Origin of the sequence: Leptolyngbya sp. FACHB-671 (assembly GCF_014695745.1) — a bacterium.
Classification (GTDB): Bacteria; Cyanobacteriota; Cyanobacteriia; order Elainellales; family Elainellaceae; genus JAAUTN01.
Map to the genome: position 1 here is coordinate 81221 of NZ_JACJOV010000127.1, position 25542 is coordinate 106762.

A 25542-nucleotide genomic window follows, 5' to 3' on the forward strand; every position below is an offset into this window, starting at 1 on the left:
TTAGCTTAGCGTTTACCTCCTAGACATGGCGGGTGCGGATGGTCGAACGCTTGCCTTGTTTCTCGCGGATGCAAGACATGAAGGGCGCAAAACAATTCTGGCTGAGCGGCGAAAGCCGTTGCAAGCTGCAGTTGATTCGCTTACGGCTGATGAATCGCGATCGCTGCCCCGTTGAACAGCAATATTGCCGGATGGTAAACCTATGAACTTTAATTCAGTGGGTAGGAACCGGATTGATTATTGCATCGTCTTATTTTGCCAACAAGCTTCAGACAGTGTAATCGACATGAGCAATGCCAATCGAGTTTAAGCCCAGAAGTATTAAGTGGATTGGGCGATCGCAGCTAGCGCCTTACCCGGCACATCCAGCATATTTTTCAGAGTGGTAATAAATTCCTGTTCCAGATAAGGCTTTGTGAAATAGGCGCTAGCTCCTAGCTGGTTGGCAAGCCAGCGATGTTTTTCATTGCTCCGAGAGGTAAGCATGACGATGGGAATAGCCGCCAATTTTGGGTCTTTGCGGCGCTGACTCAGAAACTCAAAGCCATTCATGTTGGGCATCTCAATATCACACACGATGATCTGCACCGTGGCATGTTGCAACTGGGCGATCGCCTCTCGTCCATCTCTTGCCTGCGTTACCCGAAAGCCTGCCCTTTCTAAAGAGATTGCCGCTGTTCGCCGCAGCGTTACAGAGTCGTCAATGATCAAAACCGTTGGGCTTTGAGCCGTTTTAATCACGGGCGGTTTTTTGGCAGGAGATAATGCCTGCGGCTGTATAGTAGGCATTGGCTCATATTCTTCTGTGATCAACGTTGCGGTTGTCGGTTGATTGAGGCTCAGCGCCAGGAGCGCTGCCCCGTCGATCACAGGAATCAGGCTACCATCCCCTAAAATGGTGCAACCGTAAGCATAGTTGGGAGGGGCGATCGCCAATCCAAAGGGTTTAATCACGAGTTCTTGCTCTGTCACTAGGCGATCGACTTCCAGGGCAAAGATTTGCTGCTCTTGGCGCAACACCAGCATCGGTAGCGACCAATCTTTGGGCAGTGAAATGGTGGACAGAGCCTTGCTGGACGGATTTTCGGGCAACGGGCAACTGTAGCTGAGCAAGTCTGCTAAACGGTAAGTGGGAATAATTTGTTCTCGCCAGTTCAGGTAGCGCTGAGTGCCTGACCGTCGCACTTGTCCCGGTTGCGGATTCAGAATTTCTTCGATGCTGTCGGCGGGCAATGCCACGGCAGTGGGGCCAATCAGACAAATCACCAGTTTGGCAATGGTTAAGGTAAGGGGTAGATATAGGGTGAAAATGGTGCTCCGTCCAGGCGTAGAGGTAACGGTGACCGTGCCTTTGATCAATCGCAATTGCGATCGCACCACATCTAACCCTACACCTCGCCCCGATAACTCTGTCACCTGACGGGCAGTGGAAAATCCTGGTTCAAAGATGAGTTCATACAGTTGAGCAGGGTCTAGGGTTGCAGCCTGTTCTGCATCTATCCAACCCAGGGCGATCGCTCGACTCCGAATCCGATTTAAATCTAGCCCCTGACCGTCGTCCCTGACCTGAATAATTGTTTGATTGCCTTTGTGATAAGCCCGTATCTCAATTTGTCCTTGCTCTGGTTTGCCTCGCTGCTGTCTTACGTTGACAGGCTCAATTCCGTGGTCAAATGCATTTCGGAGTAAATGCAGCAACGGATCAAACAGTCTCTCTAGAATCGCTTTATCCACTAGCACTCCTGCTCCCGACAGCTTCAGTGCGACGGGTTTGTGATAGGTCGTGGACAAGTCACGAATCATCCGAGGAAAGCGATTGATCACCTCGCCCAGCGGAAACATCCTGGCCCAGATCAACTCATCTCGAAGCTGAGTCAACATGCTTCGCTGTTGATCCAAAATTTGGTTAGAGTGTCCAGCAAATAAAGAAACGTCGTCTACGGTTTCTTCAAGCTGTGCGATATCTTCTAAAATTTCCTGGATTTGAGTATGTAAAGCCCCATAGCTATCCATCTCTAGCGGGTCAAACTCTGCCAGGGCAGAAGTGACAGACGTAGCCGGAACAGGGTTAAACGCACGAGTTGGAAACTTTTCTGTTGGTTCTGTATTGGTTTGGCTGGCTGACAACGATTCCCAGCGAGAGCTGCGGCGCTCTGGCTCCACCAACATTTGGTCAGACAATTCTCGCAGATGACTCACGGTGTCTCGAAATCGAGCAAAGCGGCTTAGCAATTCCTTGAGAGAGGTCTGAAGCTGCTCATTTTGTAGGGAAAGACCATCTCGGTTGATTGCCAGTTCACCGACCAGGTTATTCATTCGTTCAAGTCGTTCTGAGCCAACTCGAACGGTGAGATTTGGCGTGATCACCGCTTCCCCTTGCTGAATAGGGGGGTGGGGTCTTTTGCTGAGGTTGGTGGCGATCGCCGTTCGCCGATCAGCAGATTTATTGGGAGCGATCGCGCTACTTTGATGGGGCTGAATTTGACTCGGTTGAATTGCCCCAGGGAGATCTACTGGTGAAGGAACTTGCAGTGCATTCGTTGAGGAATTAGAAGTTGGATCTGGCAAAGATTGCTCAGAGGACTGCATCTGGGGAAAGCGATCGAAGATCTGTTCAATCGATTGAATAGCAGACTCTATATTTTCAGGTACATTATCAGAGATATCACTCCGGAGTAGATCAACATTCTGTAGCTCTGGCAGGATAGAAGTATTGACAAAACTCTCGGTTGAAGCCTCTTCAGATGCGGTTTCCGTCGGCGTGAGTATGTCAGAAGAAGCCAGCGTTTTTGCTGACTCTGATAAATAAGCAACCCACTCAACATTCAACGGTTCCTCAAGGTTCATGGGGTTGGGGATACTGCGGGTCACCAGTTCCGCTTCACCCATCAATAGATCAACTTCACGAATTGTTTCGTAGACTGTTACCGGATCTATTGCATGATCTGTCTCTTGCAGATCAAAGTGATCATGGGTTTGAGTGATATCTGAGCGATCGCCAATAGCCTCCTGATTTGTATCTTGTGACTGAATAGGCAGATCAAACGGGCTAACTCCATCGCCAAAAATATCTTGGAGTAAGGGGATTGCCGCATCAATGGTGAGAGACTCAGTAGTGGAGACCGATGACACAACTGGCGCAGCAGGAACCGTCAGCTCTATCAAAGCTTTAGAGGGAGCGCCTTGACCCGACTCCAACTGATTTACTCCGCCAGCCAACACAGCTTGTCTGCTGCGTTCAAAGTCAGCCATTGCTAGTTTGGTAATTTCTAGCACTCGGTCAGGGTTAGCATTCAAAGCCGTTTGTACTATTTCAGCGATCGCCTCAAATTCCGACAGATTCATCAACTCAGCGAAACCCGCAAAAACTTCTACCTGAGCGCGCAATTCACCTGCGACTTCATAGTTTTGGGGATTGGCGACAACTGCGGCAAGCCGCTCTAATCCTTGCGCTACATCGATTTCTAGAATTGAGGAAATCATATCAACCCCCAAATCAGAAGAACTAGGAATGTAGTTTTCCGTTTGGGTGAGGGCATCGCCAAAGCGTTCCTCAATTTGACTAAAAACGGGTTCAGCGATCGCCAGGGCTTGCTCAGCATCAAAGGAACCCATCGTAATCCGCAACATCAGGGGCAATCGCAGGCAATCATAAGCCTGGAGCAACTGGTCTTCTAGCTCAGCATCAACGATTAGGCTGTCGCTGTAGAGCGCTTTAAAGATGTTTTCTAGACGATGTGCCAGGGTGGCGATCACTTCCAAGCCCACGCTAGCAGCACCTCCCTTAATCGAGTGGGCCGCCCGCATTAAGTTATGAACTTTGGTTGTATTGCGCTCCTGCTGCAACGTCAGCAACCCAGATTCAATCACCTGCAACAGTTCAGGAGCCTCTTGAATAAAAAATTGATAGGCTTGGTCGCGGATATCAGGGTTGATTGCCATGATGCAGGGTTGAGAATTGGGGATTGGAAAGTAGGTTGGGTGAAGCAAAGCGAAACCCAACAGAATGAGGATTAGCTAACTCTGAACTGACTCACTTCAATCTGGAGATCCTGAGCCACCTGCCGCAGTTGCTCAAACGAAGCAGCCACCTGAGCCGCTTCCTCTGAAGTACGGTTGGCAATCAGCACCACCCCTTGCATTGTTTGCGTCACCGTTTTAGATGCTTCCGTTTGCATCGTTGCCGCTTGTGCAATTGCTTTCACCTGGCGACTAATTTGAGCCGTGGCAGCCGTAATCTTGTTCAAGCTCTGTCGCGTTTCATCCACTAGTCGGGTTCCACTGACAACCTGCTCGGTGCCCGACTCCATCGTCGCGACCACTTCATTCGTCTCTGCTTGAATGCTCGCGACCAGCTTCCTGATTTCTTCGGTTGCTTCTGCTGATTGTCTGGCGAGCACTCGCACTTCTGCGGCAACAACGGCAAAGCCGCGTCCTTCTTCTCCGGCACGAGAGGCTTCAATCGATGCATTGAGCGCGAGCATGTTTGTCTGAGCGGCAAAGCTGCTAATCAACTCCACCACTGCTGAGATACGTTGCGACGACTCCCCCAGGTGCTTTACCTTCTTGGCAGTTTCAGCGACAGTGGCTCGAATTGCTTGAATTCCATCAACGGTGCGGTTCATTGCTGCATCGCCTTCATCCACCGTTTGAGCAGCTTGTTGAGCAGCAGCTTCGGCTTGTTCGGCACTGATGGCGACGGCTTGCACCACTTCGGACATTTCTTCAATGCGATCGAGGGCGGTGCTAATTTCAGCGGATTGCCGCAATGCTTCTTCTGAGAGATTTTGCACCGAGGCTTCGTTGTCGCGTGTTGCCTGGTCTACTTGAGTGGCAGCGGCTTGCACCTGTGCCACAATCTTCTGCAAGCTTTCCACTGTCGCGTTGTAAGAGTCGGCAACAGTACCAATCTCGTCAGCAGTGACACGAGCGCGAACGGTCAGGTCGCCGTGTCGAATCGGGTCTACTTCTTGCAACAGTTGCAAGGCGCGTTGCTGTAGCTCTTCTTTGGTTTGTTCGGAGAGTTCTTTGGCTTGGTCGGCAGTTTCTCTGGCTTGCTGCAGTTCGACGGTGCGTTGGACAACTCGTGCTTCCAGGGCTTGGTTGGTTTCTTCTAGGGCTTGATTAGTTTCTTCTAGCGTGCTGAAGGAGTTTCGCAGTTGCGCTGTCATTTGGTTGAAGGAGTGGGCTAACTTGCTCAGTTCATCCACGCCTTTTACCTGCACAACCTGGTCTAGATCTCCTTGCGCGATCGCCCTTGATGCCTGAGTTAACTCCTCGATCGATTGCGTAATCCACCGCGAGGTAGCAAGACTAACGGCGATCGCCACCCCCAGCGCAGCCAGAGAAAGCAGTACCGTAGTACGGGTATTGGCATCAATTTGAGCAGTAAAGTCTGACTGGGGCAGAACAACTACAATCAGCCAGTCCAGTCCGCGTTCATCTTTAAAGGGCGTGACTTGGAGGAAGTGGCGATCGCCATCCATCTCAAAGCTGCTTTGCGTCTCTGCCTCAACCTTAGCTAGCTCACCAAACATCTCATTTAAATAAGTCGCACTAGCGCGAATTAGCGGCACCTCACTCTCCACTGCTGGAAGCCGCAGAACTTCTTCACCCTCATTGCTCACCCGAAATGGCTCTTCCTTGGTTGAAGAAGCCACAATGTCTCCAGAGCGTTCCACAATAAACGCCAGCCCAGACTTACCCACTTCAATTTCCTGCAAAAACTGATTTAGCGAAGAAAGCGTCAGGTCATTTCCCAGCACGCCCACCAGTTGACCGTTCGCCCCGTAGTAGGGCTGTACCGCAGTAATCACCAGCTTGGGCGACGCAAAATAAGAATAAATTTCACTCCAGGTTGGCTCACCTGCCTCCACCGAAGCGGTATACCAGGGGCGCACCCGTGGGTCGTGACTGCCGCTTTCATTTAACAAATTTGCCGAATTGCCCTGAGCATCCGTCGCATAAGTGCGGTAGTTAAACCCAGTAGATTCGTTGCTCAAATCTAGCCGCAAACTTCCATCTGCCAATCGCTCAAGACCGACAAATTCCCGTTGTTCTGAGCCGAACTGAATATAGCCAATCGAGTCAAACAGTTGAATCTGCTTCGAAAAATGCCGCCCCACAGCTGCCGGATCTTGTACATTCAACCAACCTGCTCGAATCGCGTCCGCATTCACCTGGTTAATCAAATGCGGCGTTTCCACATAATCCAAGAGGTTCTGCTCAATCCGGCTGCTGACCTCATTCTCAAGCTGTCCAGCCAGGTCATTCACTGCTTGCTGTCCATTTCGATAGGAGAGATAGCCCACTAACCCCACCGCACCGAAGATTTGCAGCACAACAGGCACAACCAGGAGCAGACGCAGCGAAATCCGACGCTTCCTTTCCAGTGGTGAGGGTTGGGTCGGAACCCGATCGCCTTTAGAGTCAGGAGTTAATCCCTGCTCAACCTGAGTTTCCTCAAGCACCGGAGTATGGACTTGGGTAGCATTCTGCCAACTGGACTGAGAAGGAGTCGGAGTCATGGTATCAACCTTGTCATCAAGAGAGCTTGGGAATTAGGAACTGAGTCCTGTTGCTAAGACTGAGGCATCGCCCGAATGATGGCTTCCCCATCCAAAACCGCCAACATATCGCCACCTGACTTCCACCAGTAGCCTCGCAAAAAAGGCGCTAGCTGCGGCGAGACGGCTGCGCGAGGTAGGGGCTGAATCATTTCTGGGTCGCACCACTCAATGTCTTCGACTCGATTAACGACTAGACCTAGCATTTGGTTTCGAGCAGAGCCTGCTTTGTGGTTACGAACCTGAAGGATTACAGCAGGAAAGGCTGAAACATTAGTTGCTTGTTGGTACCAGGGCATAAAGCCACACAGGTGCCCCAAGTCCACCGTCCATAAGATCTCACCTCGCCAGTTGTAAACTCCCATGACCCAGTCCGGCATATGCGGAATGGGGGTAACTCGTTCTGTTGGCAAGGTCAGCACTTCCGACAATTGCTGAATGGGCAAAAGAACGGTGGCATTTGGAAAAAGATATAGCCGCAAGAACTGCTCACTTGCGCCGGAACTAGCAGAAACAATATCTTGCGCTGGCGCAGATGATGCAAGCTGCAAATGAGCAGACGGTGACCCGGAATCTGAAATTGACAGAAAGTTAGACATTAATTTGTCCAGAATTCGTTCAAAGTTTGTTCAGAACTGAGCCAGGAATTACAGCCATTTTCGGATGGGTAAGCCATAGCGTAGGGGCAGTTCGCAAACTGCCCCTACAGGGACTTGTGGTTGATCGAAGTGGAAACTGCTGTAAGTTGCGATTAGGGTTTGATCAGTTGCTTAACCGTGCGTAAAAACTCTTCTTGATCAATGGGTTTGGATAGGTAGGCAGCAGCTCCCTGCTTCATGCCCCAAAACTTATCCATTGCACTGCCTTTGGTCGAGCAAATAATCACAGGAATATCGCTGGTGTCGGCTCTTTCCTTTAATTCTCGACAGACCTCAAAGCCGCTGCGTCCTGGCAGCACAACGTCTAAAACCACAACATCAGGTTTTTGTTTGGTAATTGTTGCTAAGGCTTCTTCTCCACTTTGAGCAACTAAGACATTTACCCCACCTTGCTGCAAACAGTGAATCAAAATCTGCATATCTGTTAGCGAGTCATCCACAACTAGCGCCGTACCCATTGCATTCACCTCAAGAAATAAGTTACAGAACTGTTAGTGTCAGTGGTCTAGTGTCAGTGGTCAGTAGCCACAGAAAAGCGGGCTGTATTGGGGTCACTAGATGCAGCACTGACTGGATTTTCCCTGGATGCGTCCCGGTCGGTGGGTGCATGGTTACTGGCCATACCCTGATTTAAGTGCTTACGAACTGCACCCAGTACTGCTTCAGCTTCTAAGGGTTTAGTGAGGAAGTCAGTCGCTCCAGCGGAGCTAGAGCGGAGACGGCTCACAAATCCGTCATTCCCAGTCAAGATCACAATCGGGGTGTCTCGAAAACAGGAAATTTTGCGCAACTTTTCGCAGATTTCGTAGCCATTCGCCGTTGGCATGACCAGATCTAGAAAAATCAGGTCAGGCTTGCGAGAGAGCAAAATGCTAATGGCTCTTAAGGGATCGTTAACCCCCACAAACTGATAACCAGCGGATGCAATAATTTTTTCCATCATGTTGCAAACCCAGAAGCTGTCATCAATGCAGGCGATTAGTGGATTTGCTACTGGTTCTTCTACAGGTTTTTTAGGAATTGCTGGAGCTAGTGCTTTGGGAGGCTGTTTCTGCAAAACAGGGGTAGGCAGGTCAGCGATGCTGATGAACCCAACCCAACCCATTCGGACGAAGGGCAGCAGCGAGGTTGCGATCGCCGCCACGTCTCGCTGCATCTTGACTGACAGGTCGCGCAGGGTTTGCTGTCCGTCCAGGAGTTCGACCAGATTTTCGTAAAAGCGAGCTGAACTGAGTTTTCGCAACTGTTCCTGCTGTTTGATCACGGGTGCTTTGTTGGGCGAATAGTCGCCGAGCTTTGCGTCTTGCCAGGTGCGCTGGAGTCTCTCAACCTGGGCGATCGCCCCTCCCACATCAACCAAACCCAGGTGTGCAAACGTGGACAAAGAACGGTCTTGATTAACCTGGTCGGTCAAATCTACTGCCTGAGTCACATCAAACAGCACCTCGATCACAATGTCGCGAATCACCCGTGCAGCCTGCTCGCGGATAATTTTTTGTTGAGTCACCCAAAGCTTTAACAGCGCATATTCCCAGCCAATCGTCAGATCAGCACTGCTGCGCTCGAATTCTGCATCGGGTGCCATGTCGCGATCGCCAATCCAGGGACAGTGAATCGCCAAATTTCTGCGCCATCGCCTGACCGGATGAGTGCCGCCTGTAGCGTACACAATAGAGCCTTGAGACAGATAAAAAGTCCACTGCTGACCTGCTGGCTCTATATGTACCAGCTGACCGCTGAAGTGAAGCTGCTGCAAATTTTTAAGAAACCAAATCGTATGTCTCAAAGCACTAAACCTCCGCTTAGACGGGAGGGAAAATTTGTTTATTTCAGGAAAGCCACGGCTGACAAAAAAGCTTGACCTGCTAAGTGCAGACAAGAATCTGAAATCACATCCAAAAAGCGGCGATCAATCCTTTAACCCGGTAAATTGCTAGCCCTGTTTGTGGAGGTAGATGAATTGTGATTTCTGCTACAGAAAATTGCTAATCTTGCAACTGGTAGTGCAACGGTTACAGTCTGACTTTGTTTGAAGATGATAGCTTGGAAATAAACGATTTGGTAGAACTTCTTGAAAGACAAGTTGAAACCTAAATACCTCTTGCCTGTGTTGCTTGTGTTGCACTCAAATCTGTCCACTACATGTGCATTATATAATCTTATACCTAGTTAGGCTTTTGCAAGGTGCAAAAGCAGAGTTAATAGAATCTTCAAAAATGTTATCGCAACGATTCATAGTATGAGCTGGTGCATTAATTCACTAAATTCTTGTGCGTTAAATGTGCGTATAAATCCGACTAAAATTATTTTGATAATCTACTCCAAAACTGATAGTTGTAATAATCTCAAAGCGTTTACGAGCCTAATCTTGTAGGGGATGACTTCTCACAATTCTATCGCCTTGCAACTTAACTTATATCTACTTATCTGGTCTTTTTTGGACTAGAAATCTGATGCGCCAGAACATTAATTGTGTTTCTATACACTGGATAGATTTCTTGCTTTAGACGGACATTTTAGATGTCAAACGAGTTGAAACCAAGCAAAAAATAAACAAAGAAACAGCTTAAATTAAAGAGAATCTAAATAGCAGTAGACGTTTAGAGAAACTCTGAAATTGCTATTTAATGCACTCGTGGCTCAAGTGCAGATTTTATAGGGGTGTTGCACGGTGCAATCTCCATTCCCGTTAAAATGAGCAGCAAGAAGCAAGTCGCCGACTGTACCGTCATGACTGAAGTGCCAGCAAACTCGACCCATCCTAAAACACGGTCAGAATGGCGTGCCTGGTTAGAACAGCATCACACGCGCGACAAAGGGGTTTGGCTCATCAGCTACAAAAAAGCAACGGGAAAGCTGCGATTTGACTATGAGGAAGCGGTAGAGGAGGCGCTGTGTTTTGGCTGGATTGACAGCAAAGGCAACAAGCTGGATGAGGAGCGATCGCTTCTCTGGTTTGCTCCCCGAAAACCTGGTACTGGCTGGTCAAAACTAAACAAAGAACGAGTCGAGCGATTAATTGCACAGAATATGATGATGCCTGCGGGACTGGCAAAAGTTGAAGCTGCCAAGCAAGATGGTTCGTGGAATGCCCTGGATGCGATCGAGGCGCTAGAAATTCCGCCTGATTTAGAAACAGCCTTGGCTAGCTATGCCGAGGCAAAACAGAATTTTGAAGCATTCCCACGCTCGGTTAAACGGGGCATTTTAGAATGGGTTGCTGCGGCTAAGAGACCCGAAACGCGGACTAAACGCATAAACGAGACAGCTCAATTAGCGGCTCAAAATCTGCGAGCGAATCAATGGCGAAGGTAATTAAGAAGAATTCAGCAAAGGAAATGAGGTGAGTTTATGCTCCAAGCATTACAGCAGCCAATCACATTTGATGAATTTTTCGAGTGGCTACCCGAAACTTCTGAATGCCGCTATGAGTTACACCGTGGGGCTATTGTAGAGATGCCAAAACCAACAGGCAAGCATTCAAAGGTATCTGGCAATTTAGCTTATGAGTTGGGCGCTGCGATTCGTCAGGCAAACTTACCCTACTTCATTCCCAGAGAATGCATTGTCCGTTCGGTAGATGGTAATTCTGGATATGAACCCGATGTCATTGTTTTGGATGAATCTGCACTAATAGATGAACCTCAGTGGGAAAGCGGTTCTATCATCACGTTGGGCAAATCAGTCAAAATTATTGTGGAAGTCGTTTCAACTAATTGGCGAGATGATTACTTCATGAAGCTTGGGGAATATGAAGCATTAGGCATTCAGGAATATTGGATTGTAGATCACGTCGCATTGGGTGGACGACGTTTTATTGGCAATCCGAAACAGCCAACAATCACAGTTTGCCAATGGGTAGATGGAGAATACGAGTTGCAGCAATTTCGAGCAGGCGATCGCCTAAACTCACCCACCTTTCCCAGTTTAAAACTAACCGTCGATCAGATTTTTGCGACAGGATAACAAATTCCCCGGTGCCCTAAAAGATCTAAAAGATGTAGGTTGGGTGGAACAACGTGAAACCCAACACTTGCGTAGATTCTGTTGGGTTCCGCTTTGCTTCACCCAACCTACGGTATATCAGTAGTTTTTAGAGTTTTGTTAGGCAACTAGGTCACTTCTTTGAATAGAGCGCGATCGCCCCCTCTCTTCAAGAGCGATCGCCCCTTCCCTTTATATCCTTATCCTTCTCGTCTGCGATCGCGAGTCAAGATACTCATCACTTCACCAGAACTGGGCGCAGGTAAAAGCGGGCTCCAGGCGCTTACTTCGGCAAAGTCGCGTCGATTTACATACAAGGGGCGTAGCATTCGGCAGATAAATCCTGCAATCAACCCAAAATCCTCGCCCGAATGCTACGCCCTTACAGAGGACATGCGTCACTTCTCAAATATCTTAATAGATCTGTATTTGGCGATCGCACTCCAAAAGCACTCTCGATTAAGCCTACTTAAGATAGCAAGAGCCGCGATAACGTAAAACCACCGTTGCATCGGGAACCCAGGATTGAGGCTGAGAACTCCGGGTGCCACCGCCATCGGTTCCGTTAGCTGTAGATGATACGTTTTCAGAGGTTGTAGGACGGCGGTAGGAGATACCTCGGTAGGTGAGGCGATCGCCCAAAACTTCTTCACTGATTGCGATCGGACCTGCCTCGAAACCTTGGTCAAGAATAGCTTGAAATAGGTTGTAGTGGTGAGAAAACAGCATGAGATTATTCTCCTTTTGGACTTGTTAAGAGATATACAAATGATGGAATTCCTAGCGCAGGTGCAATCTCTATCGTGATTTCATCGCGCTATATGTTTAAGTTAAGGCTGCTGCTGAGATTTGTCGGTATGAAAAAGTCAGTGAAAGTCAGCAGTGATAAACGGATTTATGGCTACAGTATTGGATAACGATTCAGTGATTACCGATGACTCAGGAAGAACTGCTGCAAGTAATTGAACAGGCGGCGAAAGATGGGGTGACAGAACTTGACCTCAGCCGCAATCGCTTGATTGATTTACCTGCTGACATTGGTCGATTGACTAATCTGCAATCGCTCAACCTCTTCAACAACCGCTTGATCAGTCTGCCTGCTGAAATTAGGCAATTGACTAATCTGCAATCGCTTGATCTCAGTTTTAATTTCTTGATTAGTCTGCCTGCTGAGATTGGTCAATTGACCAACTTACAATTGCTTGACCTTAGCAGCAATCAATTGAACAGCTTGGCTTCTGAGATTAGTCAATTGGCTAACTTACAATCACTCGACCTTGGAAACAATCACTTGGGCAACCTGCCTGCTGAAATTGGTCAATTGGCTAACTTACAATTGCTCGACCTTGGAAATAATCACTTGAGCAACCTGCCTGCTGAAATTGGACAACTTCAAGCGCTAGAAATTCTTAACCTTGAGAATAACTACTTTGCCAGTTTGCCTCTAGAAATGAGGCAGCTCTCTCAACTCACGAAACTAGATTTGCGGGACAATCCAATATCTATTCCTTCCGAAATTTTAGGCGGTTCCTGGAACAATTTAGGTCAACCTTCTGCTATTCTCAACTTCTACTTTCGCATACAAAATTCAAATGATGTTGAACTGCTATACGAAGCAAAATTATTGATATTGGGAGAAGGGGAAGTCGGAAAGACCTCTTTAGCTAAAAAGATTCAAAATGAGTCATACAATCTTCTGCCCGACGAGGAATCAACTCATGGGATTGGTGTAATTCAGTGGCACTTTAAACAACCGAACGGACAAGATTTTTGCGTCAATATTTGGGATTTTGGTGGGCAGGAAATTTACCACCATACTCATCAGTTTTTTCTCACAGAACGTTCTCTCTATCTTCTAGTTGCCGATACTCGTAAGGAAAATACCGACTTTTACTACTGGCTCAATATAGTAGAACTGTTAAGCAACAACAGTCCAGTTCTGCTCGTTAAAAATGAAAAACAAAATCGCCAGTGCGAAATTAACGATCGCCAACTGCGGGGAGAGTTTAGCAACCTCAAAGAAATTTTGGCTACAAACCTTGTTGATAACCGAGGTTTGAAAGAAATCAAAGATATTATTCAGTTTCACATCAGCAGACTACCTCACGTAGGCACTCCACAGCCTAAGTCATGGATAAAAGTCCGCTCTGCTTTGGAAAGCCGTTCTCACAATTACATTAGCCTCGATGAATATTATCGGCTGTGTCAGAGCAACGATTTAACTGACAAGCAAGACAAGCTATTGTTGATTCGCTATCTCCACGATCTTGGCGTTTGTCTCCACTTTCACACTGATCCTCTGCTCAAAAAGACCGTCATCCTCAAACCAGAGTGGGGCACCGCTGCCGTCTACAAAGTGCTGGATAACGAAACCGTCAGACGCAATCTCGGCTGTTTCACTCAGGATGAGCTTGCCGACATTTGGAGCGATGCCGAATACGCCGATATGCAAGATGAGTTGCTGCACCTAATGATGCGGTTCAAGCTCTGCTACGAAATTCCCGGTCGTCCCCACACCTACATCGCGCCCAACCTACTCTCAATCAACCAGCCCGACTACGACTGGGATGAAACCGACAACCTGAGTCTGCGCTATGAATATGAGTTCATGCCCAAAGGCATCCTCACCCGCCTGATTGTCGAGATGCATCCCTGGATTGAGCAGCAACTAGTCTGGAAAAACGGCGTAGTGTTACACAAAGACCAGACTCGCGCCGAAGTAATTGAGCATTACAACCAGCGAGAAATCAGAATTCGCGTCACCGGAAACCGCAAAAAAGAACTGCTGGCAGTCGTCACCCACGAACTCACAAAGATTCATCAATCCTACGAACGTTTGCAGTATGACACTCTAGTTCCCTGCAACTGTGAGAAGAAATGCAAAAACAGCCGAACCCCCTATTCCTACCCCCTAGAAACGTTACGTGAGTTTTTGGATGACCAGGCATACCTCATCCAATGTCAAAAAAGTCGGCAAATGGTAGATGTTCGCAGACTAATTGATGATGTTTTGTCCCAAGAACTTGAACTAGAGCAAAAGTATCTCGTCAGACCGGCTCGTCTGCCTACTCCCGCAGAATCCCTCCATCGAGAACTGGAGCAAGCACGAGAAAAGTCACTCAATCGTCAATCGAGGCAAACATCTATGACGGAAGCTAGCCGCAATCAGGTTTTTGTCAGCTATAGCCATCAAGATCAGAACTGGCTAAAACAGCTTCAAACCCACCTCAAACCGATGATTCGCAACCAAACACTAGACGTGTGGGACGATACCCGCATTCAACCCGGTGCAGAATGGCGAAAAGACATCGAGACAGCTTTATCGGCGGCAAAAGTTGCAGTTCTGCTGGTTAGCCCTAACTTTCTAGCATCCGATTTCATTGCAGATCAAGAATTGCCCCCACTTCTGAATGCGGCTGAGCAAGAAGGGTTGACCGTATTTTGGATACCGATCAGCTACAGTTCCTATGAGGAAACCGAGATTGCAAAATATCAGTCAGCCCATCCTCCCCAGCAACCTCTGGATAGCCTCTCTCCACCCGACCTAAACTTTGCCCTGGTAAACATCTGCAAGAAACTTAAAGCAGCATTTGTAGGAACGTAGGACGAGCAAAGAGCGATCGCTCGTCCCCATTTAATCGCTTATGTCCATCTGCTTGATTCGGGAGGAGTATGGGCTAATGGACTAGCTTTGCCCATCCCACGTTCAATGCTAGAGAGCGTTAAGTTCATTTTGAAGATTGGGAATTAACTCTTCAATCTCCTTGTCTGAAAGATGCTCCAGGATTTCAGACTTCCAAGTTCTTACAGAATCCTTGCAATTAAGCTCATGAATTAATATGCGTGCGCGCTCATAGGGACTCACGTATCTTGATTGTGCAACAAGATCTGCATAATCTTCCCATGTAGGGTGAGGCTCCCAGCGTTCAACCAACGCTTTAATGAAGCATTTAGTGGCATGGATTTCACTATTAAAGCGATCGCCGCAATGGGCTAACCACCCTGCATACCCAATTAGAGCTCTACATGCTGTTTCTAAATGATTTACATGTCCTTCGATCGCTTGTTGTAACGGAAGATAGTTTAAATCAACACCCATCACAATTAATTTATCTAAATAAAGTAGAAGCACTTCCAGGAGTTCTTCGTCCACATCAAGAGAAGATAAACTCTGCAAACTACTTTCCTTTCTCATAGCCCTTTGATCAATGCGTACAAACTTGGAAAGCACCATCTTCTCTAGAAGAAGGATGCCTGTAAGGATAGTAACAGATACATTTTGAGCGTAATTAAATACCAGAATGCGATCGCCTACATTAAACAGATATAAACACCTCATTTCTATTCATTAAATAGAGGTACATTTGTCAAGCAATAGATTGAATTATTAACTACTAAATTTGTTCAATAATGTTAACTTTTCTAAACGATTAGATTAAAAATATATCGACGGATAGGGGTGTCACACCAGTTAAAGTGTTACACAAGAAACAGACAAAAAATTGCTCCAGAAAGCAAAGATTAAAAGCGGTGGGAAGCTTGCAGCGTAGGCAGCCCCAATTTCTATTAGTAGACCGCCTTTTGGATCGAGTGAAGTGCGATCGCGTCAAAGTTACCGTTTCTTTATCTATTTCGTTTGCTCAAAATAAGCAACCTTTTGTCTGACTTGTTGCCTCGAAGCTGGAAGTTTGATCAACTCGCTGCCCTCACTATCTTCGCTTGTCATCTTCGCCCGACAATTTCCGACAATTTATAAATTACCTTAACAGATATGAATGTTAATCAGCAGATTCGCAGACTCAAACACTTTCTGCAAACACACCTTCTGCAAACGCTGTCATCCCGCCGTCTGCGCCTGTGGGGGATAGCGATCGCCGCTTTTTTAGGGGTGATTTTTTATGGGGTTGTGGTGTTAAGCCAGCAGCCCGTCACCATTAGTTTTCTAGTGAGTGCCCTGGAGGCAGAACAGTTTCAGCCGCTAGTTGAGCAGTTTGAATCAGAAAACCCAGACATTCGGATTCAAATTGCTCCCGCTCCCAACGCCTCCGATGCAGTTGAAGGATTGTACACCTCATCATTTTTATTAGGCGACTCACCCTATGATTTGGTGCTAGCTGACATTACCTGGATTCCTAAATTTGCGGCTGCAAACTGGCTGCTTCCACTTTCCGACCAGATCTCTGAAGAAGAGTTATCGGCTTTCCTCCCGGCCGATATTGAAGGTAGCCGCTACGAAGGTGAGCTATATCGGGTGCCAATGCGCTCCGACGTTGGCGTACTTTACTACCGCACTGACTTACTAGAAGAAGCAGGTTTGGAACCACCAGACACCTTTGAGGAGTTGATTGAAGTTTCCCAACAGCTAAAACAAGGCGATATAGATTGGGGCTATGTCTGGCAAGGCGCGCAATACGAAGGACTATCGGCAGACTTTGTCGAAGTGCTAGCCGGGTTTGGCGGCTTTTGGGTTAATCCTGAAACGCAAGAAGTGGGTCTTGACCAACCTGAGGCGATCGCCGCCGCTGAGTTTTTGCGCAATACCGTGACCGAACGAGTTTCACCCCCTGGTGTCACCAACTATCAAGAGGTTGAAACACTACGGGTATTCCAAAATGGTAACTCCGCTTTCATGCGAAATTGGCCCTACGCTTTCCCAGAAGTTAACCAGGAAGGCTCTCCCATCAATGGAAAGGTGGGCATCAGACCTATGGTTTCCAGTGCTGAAGGCGAAGGCGGTGCCTGCTTAGGCGGATGGGGATTTGGCATTTCTGCAAGTTCTCCCCATCCTGAGGAAGCCTGGAGAGTGATCGAGTTCATGACCAGTGAGGAAGCCCAAAAACTGTTTGTGATGGAGTATGGCTATGTGCCTAGCCGCGTCAATCTGTTCACCGATCCTGAAATTGTAGGTCGATATGGTCACTATCCACAGTTGTTAGAAATTGCAGAGCAGGCTGTGTTGCGTCCACCCGTGCCACAGTATACGCAGGTATCCGATATTCTTCAGCGCTACCTGAGCTCGGCGATTTCTGGACAAATTTCTCCAGAACGGGCAATGGAACGGGCAGCAGGTGAAACCCGTCGATTGCTCGGCAGATATAACAACAACGCATAGGGAGGCGATCGAATGACCACAACAACGGACCCAATTCGCGCCAGAGAGCAACGCACCGGTTGGATGCTGCTTGCACCAGCTGCTCTCATTCTGCTGGCGATTTACGCCTATCCAATTGGTCGTGCTTTCGTACTCAGCTTCTTCACCGAAAACTTGGGTACGGGCTTAGAACCTGTTTTTTCAGGTGTTGATAATTATGTACGAATGGCTTTGGATGGGCGGTTTTGGCTCAGTATTTGGAATTCAACCATTTTCACGGTTGTCTCCCTGATTCTAGAACTGATTCTAGGCATGGCATTTGCCCTGATTCTAGATCAAGCCTTTCGTGGCAGAGGCATCGTCAGAACGATCGCCATCTTGCCTTGGGCCCTACCCACTGCCATCATCGCCTTGGCATGGCGCTGGATTTTCAATGACCAATATGGCGTGTGGAATGACATGCTGGTGAATTGGTTCCACATTCTGGAAAATCCCGTGAACTGGCTAGGAAATCCCACCTGGGCAATGATCTGCGTAATTGCGGCAGACGTTTGGAAGACCACTTCTTTTGTCAGCATTTTGCTGTTGGCAGGCTTGCAGTCGATCTCTCAAGACCTGTATGAGGCTCATTCAATTGACGGTGCAACGCCCTGGCAAAGCTTCCGCCAAATCACGCTGCCACTGCTGATGCCGCAAATTTTGATTGCTAGCTTATTCCGCTTTGCTCAAGCCTTTGGTATTTTCGACTTGCCTCAGGTTATGACGGGTGGCGGTCCTGGTGGCGCAACGGAGATGGTTTCTCTCTACATCTACGCAACGGTGATGAACTATCTAGACTTTGGCTATGGGGCAGCACTAGTAGTTATCACATTCCTGGTGTTGGTTGCTGTAGTAGCGTTGTCTACTTTCTTCTTATCCAAAGTTCGTAACGCAACAGGAGTTCAGTAAGCCATGACCACTACAGCCCATGATACTCCTCGCCAAACCCCGCCTGCGGGTCATTCTACACCTGGAGCACAGAGTTTTCCGCTAAAAAAAGTGTTGCTTTGGGTTGCCATCATTGCCGTTGTCCTATTTAGCTTAGGGCCCGTGCTGTGGCAATGGTTAACCTCAATCAAAACCAATGATGCGATTACAGAATTGCCTGTAGTCTACTTTCCGGCTCCCAATCAGTACACTTTGCAGCATTACATTGAGCTGTTCACACGGGAACGGTTTGGCGCTTACATTTTCAACAGTGCGTTTGTGGCAATCACATCTACCCTGTTGTGTTTGGCGATCGGGTCGCCTGCGGCTTACGCACTAGCACGACTGCGGCTACCAGGAGAGCAATTCATTCTAGCAGCCGTGTTAATCGTCACACTGTTTCCTTACATTTTGCTGTTTTTAGGATTGCTGGAAATTGTTCGAGTAACGGGACTTGCCAACAATTATTTAGCGCTGATCATTCCCTACACGGCGATCAACTTACCTTTAACCATTCTGGTGATGCGAAGTTTCTTCCAACAGTTGCCTCGCGATCTGGAAGATTCTGCCAAGGTGGATGGATACAACACAGTGCAGATGTTGACTCAGATTGTTCTACCCATGACGCTCCCCGCATTGGTGACAACAGGAATTCTGGCTTTCATCTTTGCCTGGAACGAGTACATTTTTGCACTCACTTTCATGACCCGTGAGAACCTGAAAACGATTCCTGTTGCAGCAGCTCAGTTGGGTGGCACCACGTTATTTGATGTTCCGTTTGGTCCTCTAGCGGCTGCAACAATTGTGGGCACGCTGCCGCTGATCCTTTTGGTGCTGTTCTTCCAGCGCAAGATTGTTCAAGGTTTAACATCTGGTGCGGTGAAAGGATAGGAAAAACCTTTCGACATTGTCAACTGCTATCTCTATTTAAAAGTCATGGCTAAACTTGAATTAAGACATTTAAACAAGACCTACAGCCCGAAGATTGTTCCTGTGAAGGATTTGAGCTTGGCAGTAGAAGATGGAGAGTTTCTCACATTTGTGGGGCCTTCAGGATGCGGGAAGTCTACTACGCTACGAATGATTGCTGGATTGGAGCAGCCAACCAAGGGCGAAGTGCGAATTGGCGATCGCAATGTCAACGCCAAAGCACCGGGCGATCGCAACATTGCAATGGTGTTCCAGAGCTACGCGCTCTATCCGCACATGACCGTGCACGACAACATTGCTTCAGGTTTAAAGCTGCAAAAAGTTCCTTCCAGTGAAATCCGGCACCGAGTTGCCGAAACAGGACACATCTTGGGTTTAGAGGAACTGATGGATCGCAAGCCTGCCAAATTATCGGGTGGACAACGGCAGCGGGTTGCTTTAGCTCGGGCGCTGGTGCGTCGCCCCGATGTATTTCTGTTAGATGAACCGCTGAGTAACCTAGATGCATTGCTGCGAGAACAGGTGCGGGCAGAATTGAAGCAAATCTTTGATGCTCAAAGTACACCTGTGGTTTACGTGACCCACGACCAAACCGAAGCGATGACCCTTTCTACAAAAGTGGCCGTCCTCAACAACGGTTATTTGCAGCAGCTAGACGCACCCCATGAAATTTACAACAGACCTGCAAACCAGTTTGTAGCTGGATTTATTGGCAGTCCACAAATGAACCTTCTGACGCTTAAGTGTCAGGGTAATAACGCGATTCTGGGCGATTATAGAATCCCGATTCCAGGCGGATTTGCACCGCCACCCGAAATTGTGTTAGGCATTCGTCCTGAACACGTTCGTCTAGCTCGACCCGATGAGCGGCAAACAATTCAGGGTCAAGTCTTCCTGGTTGAAAACCTGGGTATGAGCTATCTGCTCAGCGTCCGGGTAAAAGGCGCAGAAAATCTCACCGTTCGGGCGCTGCTTTCAGCAGATCAGCGTTGGAATAACGAAGACCTTACCCTGGCATTACCATTAGAGTCAATTCACTGGTTTAATGCTCAAAATGGCGATCGCCTCCCCACCACCCACGAGGAAGCTCGCCTAGACCAGGGTATCCCGGTTAAGCGTTAAGTCCTTTATAGTAAACCACAAATCCCTGTAGGGGCAGTTCGCGAACTGCCCCTACAGGGATTTGTGGTTTACCCAAGCAGAAATGTAACGAGCTTTCTTATTGAGGATTTACATCTTCAACGGTTGCATCCCCTACACCTAGCAGTACTTCCAGAGAGTGTCCATCCTGACGAGCTCTAACTGCTTTGCGATAAACAGAGTGATCGGTTGGCAATGTTCGAGTTTGTCCGTCAGTCGTGTAGGTCAATGAGTATTCTACGGTTTTGAGCAGTTCTGGAGTGCCGATTTGTTCAAGCGATCGCTTCCTGCCCTCCAGCTCCTCTGTCGTTGGGCGCGGCGGCAACTCCGCCCACCACAGTCCCTGATCATCTGGACCAGTCACCGCACCATCAGGCTGTTCACCATTTTGATTGAGCAGTGAGGTCGAGGCAAATTCCTCGGTGCGAGTGCGGCGGCGATCGCTTGGATCGGTCGTATACTCAACTCGCCAAGTATAAGTCGTTAAAGCGGTTGCCTCATATTGGGTCGTTGCAACTGTCGTACAGCTTGAAACAATGCATCCTAAAGTAACTCCAGCTGCACCCACTAAAAACCGATGAATTGAACTCATAACAATTGAGCAATTTTTACTTCAATCCTAAAGTCGTTCCTACAGTTTGGCAGCTTTGAGCATGTGATAGGTAATTAAAAGCTGCGTTAGGGCCAGCGGATGACTTTGCAAAATCTCACCCGTCGTGCCAACGACTTTACCAATAGCTTGATTTCCATTCAAGCTACAAAACTGCCCCAGGTAAGGAACCTCATTACAGAGAATTCGTTCTAGCTCCCTAACCTGTTCCACAGTCGCGTGACCATCGATTCCTAAAACGTCTACAGGCTTACCCATATCTCGATCTAGCTCCAACCGAATGGCTGAACCCAAATGATTGCCATCCGGCTTGAGAACGTGAACCAAATCAGGGTGCGGAATCGTAGGTCGCAACACCAAGTGCACATTCAGCAGCAGATCGTCCTGCGATTCTTCGCTAGAAGGATAAAAGGTGACTATCACATCTGCCCACTGGCGCTGAGGTCGAATAAACGCTTCTGAATCAGGTTCCCGCTTTTGTAATTGCTCCAAAACCTGCTCGCTGTTATAACCCCGCTTGGCGGTATCTCGCTTAATTTTCCAGGTTGCTCGCAATGGTTCTGGCGGTGCTAGATAAACTTTGACATCATAGCTGTCTCGCATTCCACGAGTTGAGTAACCCAGCAAACCCTCAACAATTACATATTTGCTGGGTTTGATGTAAACAGGCGGGTCAAAAGTACCCGTCTTATGGTTATAAATCGGCTTTAGAATTGGCTGCCCAGCGCGAAGAAGCGCTAAGTGTTGTTGAATAATATCGAGATAGTTGCAGTCTGGATGCAGGGCTGAAATTCCCATTTCGGCTCTCTGCTGGCGATCGTAACGATGATAGTCATCGGTGCAAATCACCGTAACGTCTTCTTCTCCTAAGACTTGAGCAATACCTTTCGTCAGAGTCGTTTTACCAGCCGCGCTGTCGCCAACAATACCAAGGATAATAGGGCGATCAGTCATGGCTTCCTCCTGTTCAGGAATAGGGACAACGTCAATCAAAGATTGAATGCAATAATTTTAAGGTTAATTGGGGACAGCAATTCTTTTACTTAACATCAGTTCGATTTAGGGTGAGCAACCGTAGCCGTTCTTATTCTGTCTTAGCCCAACTAATCAGAGGGATCGCCCAAATATAAAAGCGGTGTAGGCACAGCCCACACCGCTATAAACCCATAATAGGTTTTCAAACTTTACTGTCGTGACTAGTCAACAGCTTGAGGTAACAACTCTCGCTTCTCACCTTGAAGTACCTGCACCTGCCCGTCATCGTTTACGTCAACGATAGCGGTATCCCCTTCTTTGACGCGTCCAGAGAGGATTTCCTCAGCCAGACTATCTTCCAAGAGGCGCATGATCGCTCGGCGCAGAGGTCTTGCACCGTAAGAAGGATTGTAACCTTCTTCCACCAGACGATCTTTGAAGCGCTCTGTGACTTCCAGAGTAATTCCCTGTTCTCTCAGACGACCAAAGACTTCGTTCAACAGAATGTCGGAGATTTCCTTGACTTCGTCCTTCGAGAGTTGACGGAAGACAATGATCTCGTCGAGACGGTTGAGGAATTCTGGGCGGAAGTACTGCTTCAGTTCTTCGTTTACCAGAGAGCGGATTCGAGTGTACTGGGCATCTGCTTGATTTTCCGAGGAAACCTCGAAGCCCAAACTGTTTCCACCCTTCTCAATCACCTTAGAACCGATGTTAGATGTCATGATCAACAGCGTGTTCTTGAAGTCCACTGTGCGTCCTTTGGCGTCGGTCAAGCGACCGTCCTCCAGGATTTGCAGCAACATGTTGAACACATCTGGGTGCGCTTTCTCAATCTCATCGAACAACACAACAGTGTATGGACGACGACGCACTGCTTCAGTAAGCTGACCCCCTTCGTTGTAACCGACATAACCGGGAGGCGAACCAATCAGTTTAGAAACTGTATGGCGCTCCATAAACTCGGACATGTCAAGGCGGATCATTGCTTCTTCGGAACCAAAGAAGTAAGAAGCCAGAGACTTAGCAAGCTCTGTCTTACCTACCCCGGTTGGTCCGGAGAAGATAAAGCTAGCGATGGGTCGGTTGGGGTTTTTCAATCCAACACGGGCGCGGCGAATCGCACGAGAAATCGCTCTAACGGCTTCTTCCTGACCAACAAGGCGCTGGTGCAGGGTGTCTTCCATGTGCAGTAGTTTCTCAGACTCGGATTCGGTCAGCTTATTAACCGGAACACCTGTCCAAGAAGCAACGATTTGAGCAATATCCTCTTCGTCCACAATCGGGGAAGTGTCTTCACCGTCTGCGGATTCTGTGGTTTTCTTGCTCTGAGCGATCGCCCGAATCTCAGCCTTGATCTCCATTTCGCGATCGCGCAGCTCTCCAGCCCGATCGAAGTCTTGAGAACGAACCGCATCGTCTTTATCCTTAAGGACTTGACGCAGTTCCTTATCTAGCTCCTTAGCGGCAGGAGGAAGCTGAGAATTAATCAAGCGAACGCGAGAACCTGCTTCATCAACCAGATCAATTGCTTTGTCAGGTAGGTAGCGGTCTGAAATATAGCGGTCGGAGAGCTTAGCGGCTGCTTCGAGGGCGGCATCAGAGATTTTCAGCTTGTGATGCTGCTCATAACGCTCTCGTAAACCGTGTAGGATCTCGATTGTCTCAGGTACGGTGGGTTCACCTACCATGACAGGCTGGAAGCGGCGCTCTAGAGCGGCATCTCGCTCGATGTGCTTGCGATATTCATCCAGCGTCGTTGCACCGATGCACTGAAGTTCACCCCGCGCCAAGGCTGGCTTGAGGATGTTAGCAGCATCGATCGCCCCTTCTGCGGCACCTGCACCGATTAGGGTATGAACTTCGTCAATTACCAGGATGACGTTCCCAGCTTGACGAATCTCATCCATAATCTTCTTCAGGCGCTCTTCAAATTCACCTCGATATTTGGTGCCTGCAACCAGCAGACCAATATCTAAAGTGACAACGCGCTTTTCTTCTAGGATGTCAGGGACATCGTTGTTAGAAATGCGCTGAGCCAAACCTTCAGCGATCGCGGTTTTACCTACTCCAGGTTCACCGATTAGAACAGGGTTGTTCTTTGTACGGCGACCTAGAATTTGAATAACTCGCTCAATTTCTTTTTGACGACCAACAACGGGGTCAAGCTTGCCCTCAGCGGCCATCTGGGTCAGGTTAGCCCCAAATTCGTCCAGGGTTGGAGTTTTGGTACGACCTTGACTGCCACCAGCAGAAACCTCTGCGGTTTCTCCTAGCATCCGAATGACTTGCGTTCGAACTTTGGAAAGGTCAACTCCCAAGTTCTCCAGAACCCGTGCGGCGACTCCTTCCCCCTCTCGGATTAAACCCAAGAGTAAGTGTTCAGTCCCAATGTAGTTATGCCCCAGTTGACGAGCCTCTTCAAGCGACAGTTCTAGGACGCGCTTGGCTCGTGGTGTGAATGGGATTTCAACGGCGACGAAGCCAGAGCCTCGACCGATGATTTTTTCGACTTCAATCCGAGCGTCTTTGAGATTGACGCCCATTGATTTCAGCACTTTGGCGGCGACGCCGGTCCCTTCTCCAATCAGACCCAGGAGGATCTGCTCTGTACCCACGAAGTTATGTCCCAGGCGACGTGCTTCTTCCTGGGCAAGCATAATCACCTTAATGGCTTTTTCTGTGAAGCGTTCAAACATGGCGTTTTTCCATCACCTGCTGCGTGCCGGTACTGCTGATTCTAGCATAGGGAAACGGACTGGTTGCCACCTGTACAACAACCAGCCCATAGTAGTAGTTATCAAAGCTTCAGCAGATTAATTGGCTAGGAATTTTTGCCTAGAGAATGTCGATTTTACTTCCCGAAAAGAAATCACATCATGAAGGTGTCCCCAAGTCAAGGGGTCTTTCGGGTTGATATAAACTTTCATCAGTTACGGGCAAACTCCATCCGGACTGGCATAAGCGATCCAAGATCTGACTTTGCCAAATCTTTAGAGTTTGCTGAAACTCAGGACGCTGTAAGCCATTGTGCCAAAGGATCAGGGCATCTTCCCCAGTGTCTTGATAGTAGCGTCGTCGTCTTCCCACCTCGCTGAAGCCAAATTTTTGATAGAGGGCGATCGCCGCTCGATTAGAAACCCGCACTTCTAAAGTTGCCCATTCTAAACCCCGTTTCCAAGCCGACTGCAGCAGTGCCCAGAGTAAAATTTGCCCTAACCCCTGTCGCTGATAGTCAGGATGAACTGCAAGGATAGTAATATGTGCTTCTTCTAGAATTGCCCAAAGGCAGGCAATTCCTAAGAGAGGGAGAGTAGAAGATTCAGGAGAAGTAGGTTGACTATTCCAGCCCCCCGTCTCCAATCTTTGCTCCTGTGCTTCCGACTCTTCTTGCCCCCGCCCCCCGCCTTTAGCCCCTAACCCCTCTTCCCCCAAATTTTCTAGTACTAGTAAATCACTATTGGGGCTGTCAAGTTCTCGCTTATAACCATCTAGTGTCCACAGACCTCCTAGAGCAAGCTGATCTAGCTCTACGGCAGCGGCGAGTTGGTCTGAAGTTAGAGACGCTATTTTGAGGAATTTCAAACAAACCTTGAAGGAATGACTTAAGGATGCACAGCC

General features: G+C 48.2%; 20 protein-coding genes. 8 read left to right on the plus strand and 12 right to left on the minus strand.

Features of this window, described 5'->3' with window-relative positions:
• Window positions 1-25 precede the first annotated feature (25 nt).
• Window positions 26-175 (plus strand): hypothetical protein, encoded by a 150-nt coding sequence (locus H6F93_RS17035; RefSeq protein ID WP_190683004.1) that lies wholly within the window; start codon window positions 26-28, stop codon window positions 173-175.
• 146 nt (window positions 176-321) lie between these two features.
• On the opposite strand, the gene H6F93_RS17040 is transcribed toward H6F93_RS17035, so the two are convergent.
• The 5 genes from H6F93_RS17040 to H6F93_RS17060 form a co-directional block, all read right to left on the minus strand.
• Complete coding sequence (locus H6F93_RS17040; protein WP_190683007.1) at window positions 322-3942, minus strand: hybrid sensor histidine kinase/response regulator; 3621 nt, start codon at window positions 3940-3942, stop codon at window positions 322-324.
• 71 nt (window positions 3943-4013) lie between these two features.
• A complete protein-coding gene (locus H6F93_RS34080) occupies window positions 4014-6527 on the minus strand; it encodes a methyl-accepting chemotaxis protein (protein WP_199313779.1) in 2514 nt (837 codons plus the stop codon).
• Between the two features lie 53 nt (window positions 6528-6580).
• A complete protein-coding gene (locus H6F93_RS17050) occupies window positions 6581-7165 on the minus strand; it encodes a chemotaxis protein CheW (RefSeq protein WP_190683010.1) in 585 nt (194 codons plus the stop codon).
• Window positions 7166-7317: 152 nt separating this feature from the next.
• Complete coding sequence (locus H6F93_RS17055) at window positions 7318-7683, minus strand: response regulator transcription factor (protein WP_190642155.1); 366 nt, start codon at window positions 7681-7683, stop codon at window positions 7318-7320.
• Between the two features lie 53 nt (window positions 7684-7736).
• Entirely contained in the window at window positions 7737-9011 is a 1275-nt protein-coding gene (locus H6F93_RS17060) for a response regulator (RefSeq protein ID WP_242043500.1), read from the minus strand.
• 944 nt (window positions 9012-9955) lie between these two features.
• On the opposite strand from H6F93_RS17060, the gene H6F93_RS17065 reads away from it, so the two are divergent.
• On the plus strand, window positions 9956-10540 hold the full coding sequence (locus tag H6F93_RS17065) for a YdeI/OmpD-associated family protein (RefSeq protein WP_190683683.1): 585 nt from the start codon (window positions 9956-9958) through the stop codon (window positions 10538-10540).
• Between the two features lie 36 nt (window positions 10541-10576).
• Window positions 10577-11191 (plus strand): Uma2 family endonuclease, encoded by a 615-nt coding sequence (locus tag H6F93_RS17070; protein WP_190683012.1) that lies wholly within the window; start codon window positions 10577-10579, stop codon window positions 11189-11191.
• Between the two features lie 218 nt (window positions 11192-11409).
• Here H6F93_RS17070 and H6F93_RS34700 read toward each other — a convergent pair whose 3' ends face one another.
• The gene (locus H6F93_RS34700; protein WP_277882861.1) at window positions 11410-11538 is read right to left on the minus strand and encodes a hypothetical protein; all 129 of its coding nucleotides are present in this window, start codon (window positions 11536-11538) and stop codon (window positions 11410-11412) included.
• 136 nt (window positions 11539-11674) lie between these two features.
• Window positions 11675-11938 carry a hypothetical protein gene (locus tag H6F93_RS17075; protein WP_190683014.1) on the minus strand — a complete coding sequence of 88 codons (264 nt, stop codon included), beginning with the start codon at window positions 11936-11938 and terminating at the stop codon, window positions 11675-11677.
• A 205-nt stretch (window positions 11939-12143) separates the two neighbouring features.
• On the opposite strand from H6F93_RS17075, the gene H6F93_RS17080 reads away from it, so the two are divergent.
• Entirely contained in the window at window positions 12144-14813 is a 2670-nt protein-coding gene (locus H6F93_RS17080; protein WP_190683017.1) for a COR domain-containing protein, read from the plus strand.
• Between the two features lie 108 nt (window positions 14814-14921).
• Here H6F93_RS17080 and H6F93_RS17085 read toward each other — a convergent pair whose 3' ends face one another.
• Complete coding sequence (locus H6F93_RS17085; RefSeq protein ID WP_206755740.1) at window positions 14922-15404, minus strand: hypothetical protein; 483 nt, start codon at window positions 15402-15404, stop codon at window positions 14922-14924.
• Between the two features lie 576 nt (window positions 15405-15980).
• Between H6F93_RS17085 and H6F93_RS17090 the strand changes: the two genes are divergently transcribed.
• From H6F93_RS17090 to H6F93_RS17105, 4 genes are read left to right on the plus strand one after another with little or no spacing between them, the layout of a single operon-like run.
• Entirely contained in the window at window positions 15981-17321 is a 1341-nt protein-coding gene (locus H6F93_RS17090; protein ID WP_190683023.1) for an ABC transporter substrate-binding protein, read from the plus strand.
• Window positions 17322-17333: 12 nt separating this feature from the next.
• Window positions 17334-18248, plus strand: a complete 915-nt coding sequence (locus H6F93_RS17095; protein ID WP_190683026.1) for a carbohydrate ABC transporter permease — start codon at window positions 17334-17336, stop codon at window positions 18246-18248.
• 3 nt (window positions 18249-18251) lie between these two features.
• Window positions 18252-19157 (plus strand): carbohydrate ABC transporter permease, encoded by a 906-nt coding sequence (locus H6F93_RS17100; protein ID WP_190642164.1) that lies wholly within the window; start codon window positions 18252-18254, stop codon window positions 19155-19157.
• A 45-nt stretch (window positions 19158-19202) separates the two neighbouring features.
• Window positions 19203-20318: an ABC transporter ATP-binding protein gene (locus H6F93_RS17105; RefSeq protein ID WP_190683029.1), complete on the plus strand. Its 1116-nt coding sequence runs from the start codon at window positions 19203-19205 to the stop codon at window positions 20316-20318.
• 97 nt (window positions 20319-20415) lie between these two features.
• Here the strand turns inward: H6F93_RS17105 and H6F93_RS17110 are convergent, their stop codons facing one another.
• From H6F93_RS17110 to rimI, 4 genes are all read right to left on the minus strand, one after another.
• Window positions 20416-20928 (minus strand): hypothetical protein, encoded by a 513-nt coding sequence (locus H6F93_RS17110; protein ID WP_190683031.1) that lies wholly within the window; start codon window positions 20926-20928, stop codon window positions 20416-20418.
• Window positions 20929-20967: 39 nt separating this feature from the next.
• A complete protein-coding gene (locus H6F93_RS17115) occupies window positions 20968-21900 on the minus strand; it encodes a phosphoribulokinase (protein WP_190683034.1) in 933 nt (310 codons plus the stop codon).
• A gap of 242 nt (window positions 21901-22142) precedes the next feature.
• Window positions 22143-24620, minus strand: a complete 2478-nt coding sequence (locus tag H6F93_RS17120; protein WP_190683037.1) for an ATP-dependent Clp protease ATP-binding subunit — start codon at window positions 24618-24620, stop codon at window positions 22143-22145.
• Between the two features lie 178 nt (window positions 24621-24798).
• A complete protein-coding gene (gene rimI, locus H6F93_RS17125) occupies window positions 24799-25506 on the minus strand; it encodes a ribosomal protein S18-alanine N-acetyltransferase (RefSeq protein ID WP_190683040.1) in 708 nt (235 codons plus the stop codon).
• Window positions 25507-25542 lie beyond the last annotated feature (36 nt).